The organism is Rhizobacter sp. AJA081-3 (assembly GCF_017795745.1).
Classification (GTDB): domain Bacteria; phylum Pseudomonadota; class Gammaproteobacteria; order Burkholderiales; family Burkholderiaceae_C; genus Piscinibacter.
Window position 1 is genome coordinate 1,238,186 of record NZ_CP059067.1, and the last position, 18,375, is coordinate 1,256,560.

Genomic DNA, 18,375 nt, shown 5'->3' on the forward strand with positions numbered 1-18,375 from the left:
CGGCTCCGGTTCGTTTCGCCCCTCATCCCCCGGCGACACGACCCGGGGGATGCAAGAGTTTCCAGGCAATTTCTGAAAGGGCGACGACGATGAGACTCACAGGATTGGTCGGATGGCGCGGCATGGTCGGCTCCGTGCTGATGGACCGCATGCAGGCGGAAGGCGACTTCGCCCATATCGAGCCGGTGTTCTTCAGCACCAGCAACGCCGGCGGCGCTGCGCCGTCGATGGCGAAGAACGAGACGAAGCTCAAGGACGCCTACGACATCGAAGCGCTCAAGCGCTGCGAGATCATCATCAGCGCCCAGGGCGGCGACTACACCACCGAGGTGTTCCCCAAGCTGCGTGCCGCGGGCTGGGCGGGCCACTGGATCGATGCTGCCTCGACGCTGCGCATGAAGGACGACGCCGTCATCGTGCTCGACCCGGTGAACCTGCCCGTCATCAAGAACGCGCTCGCGAAGGGTGGCCGCAACTGGATCGGCGGCAACTGCACCGTCAGCTGCATGCTGATGGGCGTGGGCGCGCTGTACAAGGCCGGCCTCGTGGAGTGGATGAGCACCATGACCTACCAGGCCGCCTCGGGCGGCGGCGCGCAGCACATGCGCGAGTTGCTCACGCAGTTCGGCACGCTGAACGCCGAGGTCCGGCCACTGCTCGACGACCCGAAGAGCGCCATCCTCGAGATCGACCGGCGCATCGTCGCGAAGCAGCGCGATCTTTCTGAGGCCGAGACGGCCAACTTCGGTGTGCCGCTGGGCGGCTCGCTGATCCCCTGGATCGACAAGGACCTGGGCAACGGCATCAGCCGCGAGGAGTGGAAGGGCGGCGCCGAAACGAACAAGATCCTCGGCCAGGGTGAAGGCTTCGGCACCGCCGCCGTGCCGGTCGATGGCTTCTGCGTGCGCGTCGGTGCCATGCGCTGCCACAGCCAGGCGCTGATGTTCAAGCTCAAGAAAGACGTGCCGCTGGCCGATGTGGAAGCCATGATCGCTGCCGACAACGCCTGGGTGAAAGTGGTCCCGAACACGCGCGAGGCCTCCATGAGGGACCTCACGCCGGTAGCGGTGACCGGCACGCTGACGATTCCCGTCGGTCGCATCCGCCAGATGGCGATGGGGCCGCAGTACTTGGGCGCCTTCACCATTGGCGACCAATTGCTCTGGGGTGCAGCCGAGCCGCTGCGTCGCATGCTGCGCATTCTGGTCGACGCTTGATGAAGCAGGCGCACCACACACTGGTCATGGCCCGTTGGCGCGCTGCAACATTTGTCACACGAACCCGCTCCGAACGCTCCAGAGGATGAACGTCAGCCAATGCATGAGCTTGTCTTCGTATCCTCTTGATGTTATTGTGATTTCCATCTCTTCGCGCGAGGTGCGGATGTTCCGTGCCGGTGACCTTGTCGACAGCGGCGGGCAGGTTTCGCGCCCCGCTCGGTCCTATTGGGAGACGCCTTGAAACGAAACTCGACCTTCTCAGGGCGTCTTGCCCTGACCGGTGTGGCTGCAGCCGCCCTTTGGCTCGCCGCATCGAATGCGTACGCGCTGGGTCTGGGCAGGCTTTCCGTGCAATCGGCACTGGGCGAGGCTCTGCGGGCCGAGATCGACGTCACCAGTCTCACGCCCGAGGAGGCCTCCAGCCTGCGCGTTCGTGTGGCGCCGCCCGAGGCCTACCGCGCCGCTGGCGTCGACTACAACACCGTGCTGCCAGTCACGCAGGTCGAGTTGCAGCGCCGCGGCGACGGCCGTCCGTACTTGCGCGTCACCAGCGATCGCGCAGTGCAGGAGCCCTTCGTCGACGTGATTCTCGAGATCTCGTGGTCGACCGGTCGGCTGGTGCGCGAGTACACGATGCTGTTCGATCCGGCGACGACGGCGCGCGCGCCGGTACCGACCGCGCCGGCCACGGCGCCTTCGATTGCCGCTGCTCCTCCGGCGCCAGTGGCCCCGGCGCCTGCGCGTCGCCCGGCCGCAGAGCCGCGCCAAGCCGCTGTGGCCGCTCCGACCACCCCGGCCGCTGCGCCGGCTTCGCCGGCGCCTGCTGGTGCTGACGAGTACAAGGTCCGCCAGGGCGACACCTTGTCGCGCATCGCGGGCAAGACGCAGCGTGCTGGCGTGTCGCTCGACCAGATGCTGGTCTCGCTGTACCGCGCCAACCCCGAGGCCTTCGTCGAAAACAACATGAACCGGCTGAAGGCCGGTGTCGTGCTCGCGGTCCCCAGCGCCGAGGAGGCGAAGGCCGTGCCGACGGCCGAAGCGCGCCAGGTGATCCAGGCGCAGAGCGCCGACTTCGGTGCCTATCGCCAGCGCCTGGCCGGTGCGGTACCTGCCGCCAAGGACACGGGCAGCACGCGTCAGGCGGAGGGCAAGGTTCAGACAGAGGTGCAGGATCGCAAGTCCGCGGCTGCGCCTGCCCCCGACAAGCTGACGCTGAGCAAGGGCGCTGCAGCCAAGGCGGGCGCCGAAGAGCAGATCGCCAAGAGCGGAGAGAAGAAGGACGTTTCGACCCGCGTGGCCGAACTGTCCAAGAACGTGGCCGAGCTGAAGAAGCTCGGCGCCGAGGCAGCCAAGGCGTCGGTGCCCGCGACGGCAGCGGCTCCTGCCGCGCCGGTGGCTGCCAAGCCCGCCGTGGTCGCGGCTGCGTCGGTTCCTGCCGTGGTGGCAACGCCTGTGGCGAAGCCCGCGGCACCCGCTTCGGTGCCCGCACCGGCCGTGGCGGCTGCGCCGGCCCCGGTGGCTTCGGCCGCCGTGGCCGTGGCTCCCGCAGCGCCCGCGTCGGTAGCCCAGGCTGCACCAGTGTCTGCCCCTGTCGTCGCGGCGGCCTCTTCGCCGGCCTCGGCACCTGTCGTGGCGGCTGCTCCGGCCGCTTCCGTGGCCCGGCCGGCCATCCCGAAGCCGGCACCGGTCGTCGTTTCGCAGGAAGAGCCGGGATTCCTCGGTTCGTTGCTGGATGACAACCCGTTGGCGCTGGCGCTGGGCGGTGGCCTGATCGCGCTCCTGGCAGGTTTTGGCATCTACCGATTCACGCGACGTTCGAAGAAGGACAGCGGCGAAACCTCGTTCCTCGAGAGCCGCCTGCAGCCCGACTCCTTCTTCGGCGCCAGCGGTGGCCAGCGCATCGACACGCGCGACGCCGGTGGCAACTCGTCGTCGATGAGCTACTCGCTGAGCCAGCTCGATGCGATCGGCGATGTCGATCCGGTCGCCGAGGCGGATGTCTACCTCGCCTACGGGCGCGACCTGCAGGCCGAAGAGATCCTCAAGGAAGCGATGCGCGGCAATCCCGAGCGCATGGCGATCCGGACCAAGCTGCTCGAGGTCTACGCCAAGCGCCGCGACACCAAGGGCTTCGAACTGCTGGCCACCCAGCTTTATTCGCTGACGCAAGGTCAGGGCGAGGACTGGGCCAAGGCCCAGGAACTCGGCATGCAGATCGATCCCGAGAATGCGCTGTACCAGCCTGGCGGCGCGCCGGCCGGTGGCGCAGCCGCGGCGGGCCAGATGGTCGAGGCGCTGGGTGCCAGCACGATGCCGCAATCGGTGCTGCCGTCGCCGTCGCAGTTCAACGCCTCCATCATCGACTCGACGCCGTCCGGCGGCACCGACGTCGATCTGGACCTCGACCTGGGTGGCGTTGCGCCGGGCCCGACCGAGCCGGCCCCGCTGCAAGCCACGCAGACGCTGGCGCCTGCCGCGCCGGCGGGCAATTCGATGGACTTCGATTCGCCGATGACGGATCTGACCCTGCCCGACATCGCGCCCGCCGCGCCGGCGGCCATGCCCGCGGGCAGCCCGGCGGTCGAGTTCGATCTCGCCGGCATCTCGCTCGATCTCGATCTGCCGGCCGGCGGATCGGCCGCCGCGTCGCCTACCGGGCCGACCACGGTGCCTTCGGGCTTCGGCGAATCGGGCCTGTCGGGCTTCGACGAAGACGACGTTGGCGATCCGCTGTCGCGCAAGCTCGAACTGGCCGAAGAGTTCCGCCAGATCGGCGACATGGAAGGCGCCCGCGACCTGCTGCAGGAAGTGGTGTCCAAGGCCTCGGGCTCGCTGAAGTCCAAGGCCCAGGGCATGCTTGAGCAGCTCGGCTGACGCGCAGCGGCGCTTCGGCGCCGGCCAGTGAGCCTGCCGTGAGGGTTGCGCTCGGGGTCAGCTACCGCGGTACCGCCTACCAGGGCTGGCAGAGCCAGCCCGGCGGGCGCACCGTGCAGGACCAGCTCGAACGGGCCCTGGCTCAATTCCTCGACGCTCCGGTGCGCGTGATGTGCGCCGGCCGCACCGATGCCGGCGTGCATGCGCTGAACCAGGTGGTTCACCTGGACTGCGAGGCGCAGCGCGAGCCCTTCTCCTGGCTGCGCGGCACCAATCGCTTCCTGCCGGAAGACATCGCCGTTCAGTGGTGTCGCCCGGTCGCTGAGCAGTTCCACGCCCGCAACAGTGCACGTGGACGCCGTTACGTCTACGTGCTGCGCGAATCGCCCGTGCGTGCTTCACTCGAAGCCGGCTTGGTGGGCTGGAGCTTCCGCCCGCTGGACGAGGTTGCATTGAATCTCGCTGTCCAGCGCCTGATCGGCGAACACGACTTCACCGCGTTTCGCTCCGCCGAGTGCCAGGCGGCCTCGCCGGTGAAGACGCTGCGCGAGATCCGCGTCGAGCGGCGTGGCGCCTACTGGCGCTTCGAGTTCGACGCCAGCGCGTTCCTGCATCACATGGTGCGCAACATCATGGGCTGTCTGGTGGCGGTGGGCAACGGCTCGCGCGACGCTGACTGGCTGACTGCGGTGCTGCAATCGCGCGACCGCAGCCTGGCAGCGCCCACCTTCGCCGCCGATGGCCTGTACTTCGCCGGACCGTACTACGATCCGGGGCTCCAGATTCCCGAGACCACGGCAGCAATGGACTGGCTGCCCTGAGGCCCGACCCATGACCCAGCGAACCCGCATCAAGATCTGCGGCCTGACGCGCGAGGCCGACGTCGACGCGGCCGTGCAGGCGGGTGCCGATGCGGTCGGCTTCGTCCTCTACGAGAAGAGCCCGCGTCACGTCAGCCCGGCGCGCGCGGCCGAACTCGCCCGGCAGCTGCCGCCCTTCGTGACGCCGGTCGCACTGCTTGTCAATGCCTCGGACGCCGAGATCGCTGCGGCCATCGCGGCGATGCCCCTGGCACTGCTGCAGTTCCATGGCGACGAGAGCCCGCAGCGCTGCGAGGCAGCGTCCCGGCCCTACCTGCGGGCCGCCCGTATGAGCGAAGCCTTCGATTTGCTAGACTTCGCCACGCAGTTCTCGAACGCCCAGGCCATCCTGCTCGACGCGCATGTCGAGGGTTATGGCGGCGGCGGAAAGGTATTCGATTGGTCGCTCATTCCCGCAAACGTGCCCTCTCCAGTCGTTTTGTCTGGTGGGTTGCATGCCGGAAATGTGACCGAAGGCATTCTTCAGGTGCGGCCCTGGGCCGTTGACGTGAGTTCCGGCGTGGAAGCTGCCAAGGGCATCAAGGATGCCGCGCTGATCCGCCGCTTCTGCGATGCCGTGCGCGAAGCCGATGCACGCATCGCCATCTCCGAAACCTGAATCCTTCTCCACCATGTTGAACTACCAGCAACCCGACGCACGGGGGCACTTCGGCGTCTACGGCGGCACCTTCGTCGCCGAGACACTGATCCACGCCCTCGATGAGCTCAAGCAGGCGTACGACGAGGCGCGCAACGACCCGGCGTTCATGGCCGAGTTCCGCTCCGAGCTCGCCCACTTCGTCGGCCGGCCGAGCCCCGTCTACCACGCCGCGCGCCTCAGCCGTGAACTCGGCGGCGCGCAGATCTACCTGAAGCGCGAGGACCTGAACCACACCGGCGCGCACAAGGTGAACAACACCATCGGCCAGGCGATGCTCGCGCGCCGCATGGGCAAGCCGCGCGTGATCGCCGAGACCGGCGCGGGCCAGCATGGCGTGGCCACCGCCACCATCTGCGCACGCTACGGCATGGAGTGCGTGGTCTACATGGGCAGCGAGGACGTCAAGCGCCAGTCGCCCAACGTCTACCGCATGCACCTGCTGGGCGCCACGGTGGTGCCGGTAGAGAGCGGCTCGAAGACCCTCAAGGACGCGCTCAACGAAGCGCTGCGCGACTGGGTCACCAACGTCGAGCGCACCTTCTACATCATCGGCACGGTCGCCGGCCCGCACCCCTACCCGATGATGGTCCGCGACTTCCAGCGCGTCATCGGCGACGAGTGCCTCGTGCAGATGCCCGAGATGATCGGCCGTCAGCCCGATGCCGTGATCGCCTGCGTGGGCGGCGGCAGCAATGCGATGGGCATCTTCTATCCGTACATCGAACACGAAGGCACGCGCCTGATCGGCGTCGAAGCTGCGGGGCAAGGCCTGGACAGCGGCAAGCACGCCGCGTCGCTGTCGGCCGGCACGCCCGGCGTCCTGCACGGCAACCGCACCTACTTGCTGCAGGACGCGAACGGCCAGATCACCGAGACGCACTCCATCTCCGCCGGACTGGACTACCCCGGCGTGGGCCCCGAGCATGCGTACCTGAAGGACATCGGCCGCGCCGAGTACGTCGGCATTACCGACGACGAGGCGCTTTCGGCCTTCCATCGCCTGTGCCGCACCGAGGGCATCATCCCGGCGCTCGAATCGAGCCATGCCGTGGCCCATGCGATGAAGTTGGCGCCGACGATGCGCAGCGACCAGCACCTGCTCGTCAACCTCTCCGGCCGCGGCGACAAGGACATCGGCACCGTCGCCGACCTGTCGGGTGCCGAGTTCTACTGCCGGCCGTCTTGCCGCGGCCAGACGGTCAAGGGTGGTGCACGATGAGCCGCATCGCCGCCACCTTCACCGCCTTGCAGGCGCGGGGCCGCAAGGCGCTGATCCCCTACGTGACCGCGGGTGACCCGTACGCCGACGCGACGGCCGACATCATGGTCGCGCTGGCGAAGGCCGGTGCCGACGTGATCGAGCTCGGCGTGCCGTTCTCCGACCCGATGGCCGACGGCCCGGTGATCCAGAAGGCATCCGAACGCGCCCTGGCGCGCGGCATCGGCATGACGCAGGTGCTGGACGCCGTGCGTTCCTTCCGCCAACGCGACGATCGCACGCCGGTGGTGCTGATGGGCTACGCCAACCCGATCGAGCGCTACGGCGTCGACCGCTTCGTGGTCGATGCGAAGGCGGCCGGCGTGGATGGCGTGCTCGTCGTCGACTACCCACCGGAAGAGTGCGAGGCTTTTGCCGCCACGCTGCGTGCTGCGGGCCTGGACATGATTTTCCTGCTGGCGCCCACCTCCACCGAGCAGCGCATCCGCGACGTCGGTCGCATGGCCAGCGGCTATGTGTACTACGTGTCGCTGAAGGGCGTGACGGGTGCCGGGCACCTGGACATCGCCGCCGTGGCCGAGATGGTGCCGCGCATCAAGCAGCATGTGAAGCTGCCCGTCGGCGTGGGCTTCGGCATCCGCGACGCGAAGACTGCGCGTGCGGTGGCCGACGTCTCCGACGCGGTGGTCATCGGTTCGGCGCTCGTGCAACTGCTCGAGACGCGCGAGCGTGGCAACGTGGCCGCGGCCGCGGCCGACTTCATCGGCGGCATCCGCGCCGCCCTCGATTCGTGAAAGGAACGGCACCATGAGTTGGCTGGAAAAACTGCTGCCCCCGAAGATCCAGCAGACCGACCCGAGCGAACGCCGCACGGTGCCGGAAGGGCTGTGGATCAAGTGCCCCTCGTGCGAAACGGTGCTCTACAAGACCGATCTCGAGCAGAACATCAACGTCTGCCCGAAATGCGGCCATCACCACCGCATCGGCGCGCGTGCGCGGCTCGATGCCTTCCTCGACCCGGAAGGCCGCTACGAGATCGGCCAGGAGGTGCTGCCGGTCGACGCGCTCAAGTTCAAGGACAGCAAGAAGTACCCGGAGCGGCTGAAGGATGCGCTCGAGGCCACCGGCGAAACCGACGCCCTGGTGGTGATCGGCGGTGCGGTGATGAGCGTGCCCATCGTGGCGGCCTGCTTCGAGTTCGACTTCATGGGCGGCTCGATGGGCTCGGTGGTCGGCGAGCGATTCGTGCGCGGTGTCGAGACGGCGGTCGAGCAGAAGACGCCCTTCGTCAGCTTCACGGCCACCGGCGGTGCACGCATGCAGGAAGGCCTGCTGAGCCTGCTGCAGATGGCCAAGACCAATGCCGCGCTGACGCGCCTGGCCAAGGCGCGCCTGCCCTACATCAGCGTGCTGACCGATCCGACGATGGGCGGGGTTTCGGCCAGTTTCGCCTTCATGGGCGATGTGGTCATCGCCGAGCCGAAGGCGCTGATCGGTTTCGCCGGCCCGCGGGTGATCGAGAACACCGTGCGCGAGAAGCTGCCCGAGGGCTTCCAGCGAGCCGAGTTCCTGATCGGCACCGGCGCCATCGACATGATCATCGATCGCCGCGAGATGCGCTCGACGGTGGCGCGATCGATCGCGATGCTGCAAGGCCTCAGCGCCGACGCCATCGCCTGATTCGACTCACAGGCGCCGTGGCTGCCCGCACGCTGCGGGCACGCCGGGCACCCCCATGACTCCGAGCACCCTCGACCAGTGGCTCGCGCACTGCGCGGCCATGCATCCCACCGAGATCGACCTGTCGCTGGAGCGGGTGGTCGAGGTGCGGGCGCGGCTGGGCATCGACTTCAAGGTGCCGGTGATCACCGTGGCCGGCACCAACGGCAAGGGATCGACCTGCGCCATGCTGGAGGCCATCGCTCTGCAGGCCGGCTACCGCGTCGGCCTGTACGCCAAGCCGCACCTGGTGCATTTCGAGGAGCGCTGCCGCGTCGACGGGCACATGGTCGATGCGGCGCAGCTGCTGCCGCATTTCGAGGCCGTGGAGGCCGCCCGGCGCGAGATCACGTTGAGCATCTTCGAGTTCACGACGCTGGCCATCGTGCGGCTGCTGTCGCAGGCGCCGCTGGACCTGGTGATCCTGGAAGTGGGCCTGGGCGGGCGCTTCGACGCGGTCAACGCCTTCGACGCCGACTGCGCGATCATCACCAGCATCGACCTCGACCACATGGAGTTCCTCGGCCCCGACCGCGAGTCGATCGGGCGCGAGAAGGCCGGCATCATGCGCGCCGGCAAGCCGGTGGTCGTCAGCGACCCGCTGCCTCCGCGCAGCGTGATCGCTCAGGCCGAGAACCTCGGCGCCGACCTGTGGCTGTTCGGCCGCGATTTCAACTACGCTGGCGACCGCCAGCAATGGAACTGGGCCGGCCGCGAGCGCCGCTACAACGGCCTGGCCTATCCGGCGCTGCGCGGCGCCAATCAGTTGCTCAATGCCGCCGGCGCGCTGGCGGCGTTCGAGGCGATGCGCGGCGTGCTGCCGATCACCGCGCAGGCGGTGCGCAACGGCTTCGCGCTGGTCGATTTGCCCGGCCGCTTCCAGATCGTGGCCGGGCAGCCCACGCTGGTGCTGGATGTCGCACACAACCCGCATTCGGTGGCGGCGCTGGCGCAGAACCTCGACCAGATGGGCTTTCACCCGCGCACCCATGCGGTGTTCGGCGCCATGCGCGACAAGGACGTGGCGGCCATCATCGCGCGCATGGTGCCTCTCGTGGATTCATGGCATTTCACCGACCTGCCGCTGCCGCGTGCCGCCCGCGCGCAGGAACTGGCTGCCATCCACGCCGCGAGCGGGGCGAAGCCTCCCGGGCCGGTGACCGTCGATTGCCATGCCGAGCCGCGGGCGGCCCTGGCGGCGGCGCTGGCTGCAGCAGACCCCGCTGATAGAATCGTCGTCTTCGGATCGTTCTACACCGTCGGCGGCGTGTTGAAGGACGGCGTGCCCCGGCTCGGGGCGCGGCACGTCGGCTGAGCATCGCAGCAAGCGGCCGGCATCCTCGCGCATGAGGGTGTGGCGCGCCGACCCTCACCGCCTACTTGCACCTGACGCATCGCATGGGTCTGCTGTCCATTTTCCAGCGCCGCAACAGCGGTGCCGACGTGCCGCCCAGACCCACCGAGACGGGCGATGCGATCACGGCGGCCCGCACCCGCGCGCGCCGTCGGTTGATGGGTGCCGCGGTGCTGGTGATGGCCGGCGTGATCGGCTTTCCGCTGGTGTTCGAGACACAGCCGCGGCCGATCCCGGTCGACATTCCCATCGAGATCCCCCGCAAGGATGGCGCGCCGGCGCTGCCCATGCCGCCGGCCCGGCCTGCCGCAACCAAGGCCTCGGCGCCGTTGGCCGTGCCGCGCGACGAGGCTCCACCGCAAGTGGCCGTCGACGCGCCGCGAGAAGCGACTCCGCCCGCCAGCGCAGCCGTGACGAAGCCTGCCGCTCCGGTGGTCGAGCCGCCGAAGAAGACCGTTGTCGAGACGCGTCCGCCTGCGGCGATACCGGCGCCTGCTCCCGAATCTGCACGCGCGAAGGCGCTGCTCGAAGGCAAGGAGTCCGCGAAACCGGCGGCGACCGCGGCCAAGCCCGACGCAGGCCGCTTTGTCGTGCAGGTGGGAGCCTTTGCCGATGCGGCCGCGGCGCGCGAGATGCGCGCCAAGGTCGAGAAGCTGGGCCTGAAGAGCTACATGCAGGTCGTCGAGACCTCGGGCGGCAACCGCACGCGTGTACGTGCCGGCCCGTTCGATTCGCGCGACGAGGCCGAGAAGGCTCTCGCCAAGGCCAGGGCCGCCGGGCTGAACGCCGTGGTGCTGACCCTCTGACGGCACGCCATGGACTTCTCCCAGATCGGTTGGGTCGATGCGGTCTTGATCGCCGTGCTGGTGATCTCGGTGATCGTCGGCGCGATCCGTGGCTTCGTGTTCGAGTTGCTGTCGCTGGTCGGATGGATTGCCGCATGGTTTGCAGCGCAATGGTTCTCTCCGCAGGTCGCCCCCTACATCCCGGTAGGCGCGAACGGATCGGCGCTGAACCTGGCGGTCGCCTTCGCCGCGGTCTTCGTTGCCGCGCTGATCGTCTGGGCGATCGCGGCACGGCTGATCCGGCTGGTACTTCACGCCACGCCGCTGAGCGTCGTCGACCGCGGCCTGGGCGTGGTCTTCGGCCTGCTGCGCGGCGTGGTGTTGCTGATGGCGGTGGCCGTGGCAGTGGGTCTGACGCCGGCGGCCAAGTCGATGGCCTGGCAACAGTCGCGTGGCGCCGGGGTGCTGGCCGCGCTGATCGAGGGCCTGATGCCGCTGCTGCCACCCCAGGTGGCCGGTCACCTTCGCCGTGCCTGATGCGCACGCTGCGATGAACAGGAGTTGATGACATGTGTGGCATCGTCGGTGTGATCTCCCGCTCGCCGGTCAACCAGTTGATCTACGACGCGCTGCTGCTGCTGCAGCACCGAGGGCAGGATGCGGCCGGCATCGTCACCATGCTCGGCACCAAGTGCTTCATGCACAAGGCGCGCGGCATGGTGCGCGACGTCTTCCGCACGCGCAACATGCGGGGGCTGCCGGGCAACGTGGGCCTGGGCCAGGTTCGCTATCCGACGGCCGGCAACGCCTACAGCGAAGAAGAGGCGCAACCCTTCTACGTGAACGCACCGTTCGGCATCGTGCTGGTGCACAACGGCAACCTCACCAATGCGCAGGCGCTGAAGAAGGAACTCTTTGACATCGACCGCCGCCACATCAATACCGAAAGCGACACCGAGGTACTGATCAACGTCGTGGCCCACGAGCTCGAGCAGGTGGCGCGCGACCTGCCGCTCACGCCCGAGTCGATCTTCCGGGCGGTGGCGGCGGTGCACAAGCGTCTGAAGGGCTCCTATGCGGTCATCGCGCTGATCGCCGGCCATGGCCTGCTGGCCTTCCGCGACCCGTTCGGCATCCGGCCGTTGTGCTTCGGCGAAGCGGACACGCCGGATGGTCCCGAGACGATGGTGGCCAGCGAATCGGTCGCCCTCGAGGGCACCGGACACAAGCTGGTGCGCGACGTGGCCCCCGGCGAAGCGGTGTTCATCGATCTCGCCGGCCGCGTGCATGCGCAGCAATGTGCCGAGCACCCGAGCCTGAACCCCTGCATGTTCGAGTACGTGTACCTGGCCCGGCCCGACTCGGTGATGGATGGCGTTTCGGTGTACCAGGCGCGGCTGAACATGGGCGAAACGCTGGCGCAGCGGCTGATCTCCACCATGCCGCCGAGCGAGATCGACGTAGTGATCCCGATCCCGGAGTCGAGCCGGCCGTCAGCCATGCAGCTCGCGCAGAAGATCGGCAAGCCCTACCGCGAGGGCTTCGTGAAGAACCGCTATGTCGGCCGCACCTTCATCATGCCGGGGCAGGGCATGCGGAAGAAGTCGGTGCGCCAGAAGCTCAATGCCATTGCCTCGGAGTTCAAGGGGCGCAACGTGCTGCTGGTCGACGACTCCATCGTGCGCGGCACGACATCGAAGGAGATCGTGCAGATGGCGCGCGATGCCGGTGCGCGCAAGGTCTACATGGCCTCGGCCGCGCCGCCGGTTCGATTCCCGAATGTCTACGGCATCGACATGCCGACCAAGGACGAACTGATCGCCCACAACCGCAGCAACGAGGAGATCCGCCAGTACATCGGCGCCGATGCACTCATCTACCAGGACGTCGCGGCGATGAAGAAGGTGGTCGCCACATTGAATCCGAAGTTGCATGGCTTCGAAGCCTCGTGCTTCGACGGCGTCTACGTCACCGGCGACATCACTGCGGCCGACTTCGACACGATGGCCGCCCAGCGCAAGTCGCAGGGCGAAGAAGAAGAGGGCGACGACCGCTCTCGCCTGGCCTTGCAGAACGCGGCGGAGACGCGCTGATGAACGACAAGCGCATCCCTCGCGTCGATCTGCCGGAGGGGGTCCATCTGGACACGCTGGCCGTGCGCGAAGGCCTGCCGCCCAGTGCCTGGGGCGAGAACTCCGAGGCCCTGTTCCTCACCAGCAGCTTCCGCCAACCCGACGCCGCGACGGCTGCCGCACGTTTCGCCAACGAGGAAGAGGCGTTCATCTACTCGCGCTTCACCAACCCGACGGTGATGATGTTCGAGCGTCGACTGGCAGCGCTGGAAGGGGCGCAAGCCTGCATCGCCACCTCCAGCGGCATGAGCGCGATCCTGCTGCTCGGCATGGGTCTGCTGAAGGCAGGCGACCATGTGATCTGCTCGCGAAGCGTGTTCGGCTCCACCATCATGCTGTTCGGGCGCGAGTTCGCGAAGTTCGGCGTCGAGACGACGTTCGTGTCGCAGACCGACGTCTCGGAATGGGAGCGCGCGGTGAAGCCCAACACGCGGCTGCTGTTCGCCGAGTCGCCGACGAACCCCTTGACCGAGGTGTGCGACATCGCTGCGCTCTCAGCCATCGCCAAGCGCGCCGGAGCCTGGCTGGCGGTCGACAATTGCTTCTGTTCGCCGGCACTGCAGCGGCCCATCGAGTACGGCGCCGATCTGGTCATCCACTCCGGCACCAAGTACCTCGACGGCCAGGGCCGCGTGATTGCCGGTGCACTGTGCGGCAGCGAGGCGCTGGTCAACGAGAAGTTCGTGCCCGTCATGCGCAGCGCCGGCATGAGCCTGTCGCCCTTCAACGCGTGGGTGGTGCTCAAGGGGCTCGAGACGCTGTCGATCCGCATGGAAGCGCAGAGCAAGCGCGCGCTGGAACTGGCGCGCTGGCTCGAAACGCAGCCGCAGGTCGATCGGGTCTTCTATCCGGGGCTCGAGTCGCATCCGCAGCACCAGCTGGCTATGGCGCAGCAGTCAGGTAGCGGCGGGGCGGTGGTGTCCTTCATCGTGCGCGCCGATGGGGCCACCGATGCGCGGCGCCAAGCCTTTCACGTGATCGACCAAACGAAGGTGTGTTCGATCACGGCCAACCTGGGCGACACCAAGACGACCATCACCCACCCGGCGAGCACCTCGCATGGGCGCCTCACCGAAGAACAGCGCCAGGCCGCAGGCATCACGCAGGGCATGATTCGCGTCGCCGTGGGCCTGGAGGACGTGCGCGACATCCAGGCCGACCTGCTGCGCGGGTTGGCCTCGCTTTGAACCCGAACCTAACAATGACCCGCAGAGTCCGCACCCGAATCGCCCCGTCGCCCACGGGCTTTCTACATCTCGGCACCGCGCGTACCGCGCTGTTCTCGTGGGCTTTCGCACGCCACCATGGCGGCGACTTCATTCTGCGCATCGAGGACACCGACGTCGCACGTTCCACGCAGGAGGCGGTCGACCAGATCATCGCGGCGATGCAATGGCTCGAACTCGACTACGACGAGGGGCCGTTCTATCAGATGAAGCGGCTCGACCGCTATCGCGAGGTCATCGCCAAGATGCTGGTGGAGGGCTCGGCGTACCACTGCTATTGCACCCCGGAGGAACTCGACGCGATGCGCGAGGCACAACGTGCCCGCGGCGAGAAGCCCCGCTACGACGGGCGCTGGCGTCCCGAGCCGGGCAAGCAGCTGCCCGAGGTGCCGCAGGGCGTGCCGGCGGTAATCCGCTTTCGCAACCCGGTCGATGGCGAGGTGACCTGGAACGACATGGTCAAGGGCCCGATCACGATCAGCAACCGCGAACTCGACGACCTGATCATCAGCCGCCCCGACGGCACGCCGACCTACAACTTCTGCGTGGTGGTCGACGACTGGGACATGCAGATCAGCCACGTGATCCGCGGCGACGACCACGTCAACAACACGCCGCGCCAGATCAACATCCTGCGCGCGCTCGGCGCCGAACTGCCCGAGTACGGTCACGTCCCGATGATCCTGGGCCCGGACGGCGACAAGCTTTCCAAGCGGCACGGCGCGGTCAGCGTGATGCAGTACGAGGAGGGCGGCTACCTGCCCGAGGCGATGCTCAACTACCTCGCGCGGCTCGGCTGGAGCCACGGCGATGACGAACTGTTCGGCCGCGACCAACTGGTCGCCTGGTTTGACGGCCACCACCTGGCACGCAGCCCGGCGCAGTGGGATGCGGCCAAGCTGAACTGGGTCAATGCTCATGTCATCAAGGGCATGCCCGACGAAGCGCTGGCGAGCGGTGTGGTTCGCCAGTTTGCACTGCGTGGTGTCAGCCTGAGTGTCGACGAACGATTGAAGAGGATGTGCGCCGTCTTCAAGGACCGCTGTGCCACGCTGGCTGAACTGGCCGATTGGCTGGGCATGTACTTCCTCGACATCAAGCCGCGCGATGAGGACTTGGCGGCGCACGTCACGGCGACCGTTCGGCCGGCTCTTCAGTCGCTTCGCGACCGCCTGGCCGATATCGACTGGGACAAGGGCACGATCGCCGCCGCCATGAAGGAAACGCTGTCCACTCACGGACTGAAGATGCCGCAACTGGCACCGGCCCTGCGCGTGCTCGTGTGCGGACGCGCCCAGACGCCGTCTATCGATGCCGTGCTCGAACTGTTCCCTCGCGAGCTGGTGCTGCTCAGATTGCAGGGCGCCTGAAAAGCTGGCTATAATCGCAGTCTCGCTTGAAACTGCGACTGCTGCACCAACGGCATCAAAACGGGGGTATAGCTCAGCTGGGAGAGCGCTTGCATGGCATGCAAGAGGTCAGCGGTTCGATCCCGCTTACCTCCACCAAAGTTGCCACGGTATGCACAGCGCGGTTTTGAGTCGAAGGAGTTCAAGTCCCCTTCGTCTAGAGGCCTAGGACACGACCCTTTCACGGTTGTAACAGGGGTTCGAATCCCCTAGGGGACGCCAAGTTTCGGCAGCGCTTGAGGAGCAATCCTGAAGTTGCCGGCCACGCGGAGTGGTAGTTCAGTTGGTTAGAATACCGGCCTGTCACGCCGGGGGTCGCGGGTTCGAGCCCCGTCCACTCCGCCATCCCTTTTCGGTCAGCGATGATCGTCGAGCGATGATTCCAGCAAAGGCACCTTCGGGTGCCTTTTTGCTTTGAGCCGTGAATACTTGACAGGGCAGAGCCCTCGATTGCAGGGCTGCCTCGGCAAACACCAACTTCTATACTGGGCCGGCTCCTTCAGAGAAGCTATCCATGTCACGCACTCCCGATCTGTCCGCCGGTTTCCAAGCAAACGAATCTGCGCTGGGCCGATCGCTTCAGCCGCGGCGCTTCCAGGTCTCGGTGGACGACCCGGTCCGATTCTCGACCGCACGTGTGCAGGCCATTCGGCACAGCTTTCAGGATCATCCGTTGTTCCAGCTGCCGGAGTTGGCCAAGCTGGCAAAGGTTCTCTACAGCACGAAGCAATGCCGCTTCATCATGCCAGGGGCCCGGCAGAATGCGCCGTTCGAACATGACGCGGTCGACCCCGGCGGTCGTGGCATCGACGAAGTCTTCGCGCATATCGAGGAGTCCGGCTCCTGGGTGGCGCTGTACAACGTCGAAACCCATCCACCCTATCGCGCATTGCTCGAGGAAATTGCGGCCAACGTGCGCCCTCTGGTCGAGCCTCAGGAACCCGGCATGTTCAACGTCGGCGGGTTCATCTTCGTCTCCGCTCCACCTTCGGTCACACCGTTCCACATCGATCGGGAGAACAACTTCTGGCTGCAGATCAGGGGCCGGAAGACGATGAACGTCTGGGAGGCGACCGACACTCACGTCGTGCCCACGGTCGATCGAGAGACATTCATCGTGAATGCCAGTCTGGACAATGTCAGACTCAAGGACGGCTTCCGTGAACGCAGCCACGAGTTCGACGTGGGCCCGGGCGATGGTGTTTACTTCCCGAGCACGTCACCTCACATGACGCGCAGCGAAACGGACTGGACGAAGCCGGGTGACGGGGTGTCGATCAGTATTGGCGTCGTCTTCTACACGGATGTCACGCGCAGGACGGCGCACCTGCACATCCTGAACCGCTTCCTGCGCAAGCTGGGGCTGGTGCCCCGCGCGCCGGGAGAGCGGCCTTGGGTCGATGCACTGAAGTACCCACTGGCCTGGGCGCTGGTCAGCTTCAAGAAATTGTTTCGGGGCTATGTCCGGGCCGGCATTTGACCTGCTCAGCGCTCGATTCGGATGATCCGGCCCTCTGGGCTGTTGGTGACGACATAGAGCCAGCCGTCGGGGCCCTGGCGAACATCGCGAATCCTCTCCAGAAGCCCGGTCACCAAGCGCTGCTGTTCGACCACCCGGCGACCTTCGAGCTTGACGCGCAACAGCGCTCGGCCGCGTAGATTTCCGATGAACATCTGGCCTTTCCAGCCCGGGTAGCGGTCGCTGGTGAGGAAGGCCATGCCACTTGGCGCAATGGAGATGGGACCCCACCATGTGACGGGCTGTTCCATGCCGCTCTTGGCCGTGCCTTCGCCGATCTTTGCGCTGTCTGCGTATTCCGTCCCGTAGGTGATCGTCGGCCAGCCGTAATTCTTTCCGCGATCGATGACGTTCAGTTCGTCACCTCCTTGCGGGCCATGGTCGGTGGCCCAGAGTTCACCGGTTTCCGGATGGAAGGCCATGCCCTGGACGTTGCGGTGTCCCCAGGACCACACGTGTTGCAGCGCGCTCGGTGTCGACGCCAACGGATTGTCGGGCAGCGCATTGCCCTGTACGTCCATACGCAAGATCTTTCCGTGCGCCGATGCGACATCCTGAGCGTCCGGGCGCGCTCCGCGATCACCGAGGCCGACAAAGAGGCTGCCGTCTCGAGCGAAGGCCAGTCTGGATCCGAAGTGCGACCCATCCTCAGACTTGACGGGCTGCCTGAAGATCACACGGGCATCGGCGATCCTGTCATCGATCAGCCGACCCCGGGCCACCGCCGTGCTCCGCGCCTGCGGCGACGAACCCGAGGGCTCGGAGAACGACCAGTAGATCGTCCTGTTCGCCGGAAAGCCGGGGTCGAGTACGACGTCGAGCAAGCCGCCCTCGTCGCCTGAGGCCACGGGCAAGAGCCCCACCAGGGGCTCGCTCAAGACTCCATTCGCCGTGACGATGCGCATCCGCCCCGGCCGTTCGGTCACAAGCATCCGGCCATCCGGCAGGAAAGCGATCGCCCAGGGGTGCTCCAGTCCCTTCGCCACCGTGACCGGCCGCAGGCCTTGCATGTCGAGCCTTCTGAGAACCTTGGGCGTCAGCCAGGCGGCGAGAGCCAGTGCCACGATGGCGGCCAACAGCAGGATCCATCCTTTGCGCTTGAGCATCTTCGATTGCCACTCCATGCGGGCGCGGATTCTGCCAGAGAGGCCGCCGCCGATCGCTGGGCGGACGTGGGGGTCCATTCTTGGGGGGTGGGCAAAAGTGTGTACTTCCGCACGCTGAATCACCTGCTGAAGCACAACGCCATGACGCAATGACTGTGGGGGAGCCCCCCGCATGGAGGGTTGCGGCGGACATGGCGCCAAACATAATTCGTCACAAGTTGAAGGGTGCCAAGGAAGTAGCAGGTGGCCCTCGCGATCCGATTCTGGCTGGTCGTCTGAGCGGGGTCTGGC

The 18,375-nt window shown here is 66.9% G+C and carries 15 protein-coding genes and 3 tRNA genes; 17 read left to right on the forward strand and 1 reads right to left on the reverse strand.

What is annotated here, in order from left to right:
* Positions 1-89 precede the first annotated feature (89 nt).
* From asd to HZ992_RS06180, 17 genes are all read left to right on the forward strand, one after another.
* Complete coding sequence (asd, locus tag HZ992_RS06100; protein ID WP_209385781.1) at positions 90-1,217, forward strand: aspartate-semialdehyde dehydrogenase; 1,128 nt, start codon at positions 90-92, stop codon at positions 1,215-1,217.
* A 351-nt stretch (positions 1,218-1,568) separates the two neighbouring features.
* Positions 1,569-4,094 carry a motility hub landmark protein FimV gene (locus HZ992_RS06105; protein WP_245213370.1) on the forward strand — a complete coding sequence of 842 codons (2,526 nt, stop codon included), beginning with the start codon at positions 1,569-1,571 and terminating at the stop codon, positions 4,092-4,094.
* 38 nt (positions 4,095-4,132) lie between these two features.
* Positions 4,133-4,915: a tRNA pseudouridine(38-40) synthase TruA gene (gene truA / locus HZ992_RS06110; protein WP_209385783.1), complete on the forward strand. Its 783-nt coding sequence runs from the start codon at positions 4,133-4,135 to the stop codon at positions 4,913-4,915.
* Between the two features lie 10 nt (positions 4,916-4,925).
* Positions 4,926-5,573 (forward strand): phosphoribosylanthranilate isomerase, encoded by a 648-nt coding sequence (locus HZ992_RS06115; protein WP_209385784.1) that lies wholly within the window; start codon positions 4,926-4,928, stop codon positions 5,571-5,573.
* 13 nt (positions 5,574-5,586) lie between these two features.
* Positions 5,587-6,834, forward strand: coding sequence for a tryptophan synthase subunit beta (gene trpB / locus HZ992_RS06120; RefSeq protein WP_209385785.1), 1,248 nt, complete (start codon positions 5,587-5,589; stop codon positions 6,832-6,834).
* Positions 6,831-7,628: a tryptophan synthase subunit alpha gene (gene trpA / locus HZ992_RS06125; protein ID WP_209385786.1), complete on the forward strand. Its 798-nt coding sequence runs from the start codon at positions 6,831-6,833 to the stop codon at positions 7,626-7,628. The genes trpB and trpA overlap by 4 nt, the downstream gene beginning before the upstream one ends.
* A gap of 13 nt (positions 7,629-7,641) precedes the next feature.
* Positions 7,642-8,514, forward strand: a complete 873-nt coding sequence (accD, locus tag HZ992_RS06130) for an acetyl-CoA carboxylase, carboxyltransferase subunit beta (protein WP_209385787.1) — start codon at positions 7,642-7,644, stop codon at positions 8,512-8,514.
* A gap of 55 nt (positions 8,515-8,569) precedes the next feature.
* The gene (gene folC, locus HZ992_RS06135; protein WP_209385788.1) at positions 8,570-9,868 is read left to right on the forward strand and encodes a bifunctional tetrahydrofolate synthase/dihydrofolate synthase; all 1,299 of its coding nucleotides are present in this window, start codon (positions 8,570-8,572) and stop codon (positions 9,866-9,868) included.
* 83 nt (positions 9,869-9,951) lie between these two features.
* Positions 9,952-10,713, forward strand: a complete 762-nt coding sequence (locus HZ992_RS06140; protein WP_209385789.1) for an SPOR domain-containing protein — start codon at positions 9,952-9,954, stop codon at positions 10,711-10,713.
* 9 nt (positions 10,714-10,722) lie between these two features.
* Positions 10,723-11,229 (forward strand): CvpA family protein, encoded by a 507-nt coding sequence (locus HZ992_RS06145; RefSeq protein ID WP_209385790.1) that lies wholly within the window; start codon positions 10,723-10,725, stop codon positions 11,227-11,229.
* 32 nt (positions 11,230-11,261) lie between these two features.
* Positions 11,262-12,785 (forward strand): amidophosphoribosyltransferase, encoded by a 1,524-nt coding sequence (gene purF / locus HZ992_RS06150; RefSeq protein ID WP_209385791.1) that lies wholly within the window; start codon positions 11,262-11,264, stop codon positions 12,783-12,785.
* Positions 12,785-14,011: an O-succinylhomoserine sulfhydrylase gene (locus tag HZ992_RS06155; RefSeq protein ID WP_209385792.1), complete on the forward strand. Its 1,227-nt coding sequence runs from the start codon at positions 12,785-12,787 to the stop codon at positions 14,009-14,011. The genes purF and HZ992_RS06155 overlap by 1 nt, the downstream gene beginning before the upstream one ends.
* A 14-nt stretch (positions 14,012-14,025) precedes the next feature.
* Entirely contained in the window at positions 14,026-15,420 is a 1,395-nt protein-coding gene (gene gltX / locus HZ992_RS06160) for a glutamate--tRNA ligase (RefSeq protein ID WP_209385793.1), read from the forward strand.
* Positions 15,421-15,482: 62 nt separating this feature from the next.
* Positions 15,483-15,558 (forward strand) — tRNA-Ala (locus HZ992_RS06165).
* A gap of 47 nt (positions 15,559-15,605) precedes the next feature.
* A tRNA-Glu gene (locus HZ992_RS06170) sits at positions 15,606-15,681 on the forward strand.
* Positions 15,682-15,727: 46 nt separating this feature from the next.
* A tRNA-Asp gene (locus HZ992_RS06175) sits at positions 15,728-15,804 on the forward strand.
* 169 nt (positions 15,805-15,973) lie between these two features.
* Positions 15,974-16,939, forward strand: coding sequence for a JmjC domain-containing protein (locus HZ992_RS06180; protein WP_209385794.1), 966 nt, complete (start codon positions 15,974-15,976; stop codon positions 16,937-16,939).
* A 5-nt stretch (positions 16,940-16,944) separates the two neighbouring features.
* Here the strand turns inward: HZ992_RS06180 and HZ992_RS06185 are convergent, their stop codons facing one another.
* Positions 16,945-18,162, reverse strand: a complete 1,218-nt coding sequence (locus HZ992_RS06185) for a PQQ-dependent sugar dehydrogenase (RefSeq protein ID WP_245213371.1) — start codon at positions 18,160-18,162, stop codon at positions 16,945-16,947.
* Between the last annotated feature and the right edge of the window lie 213 nt (positions 18,163-18,375).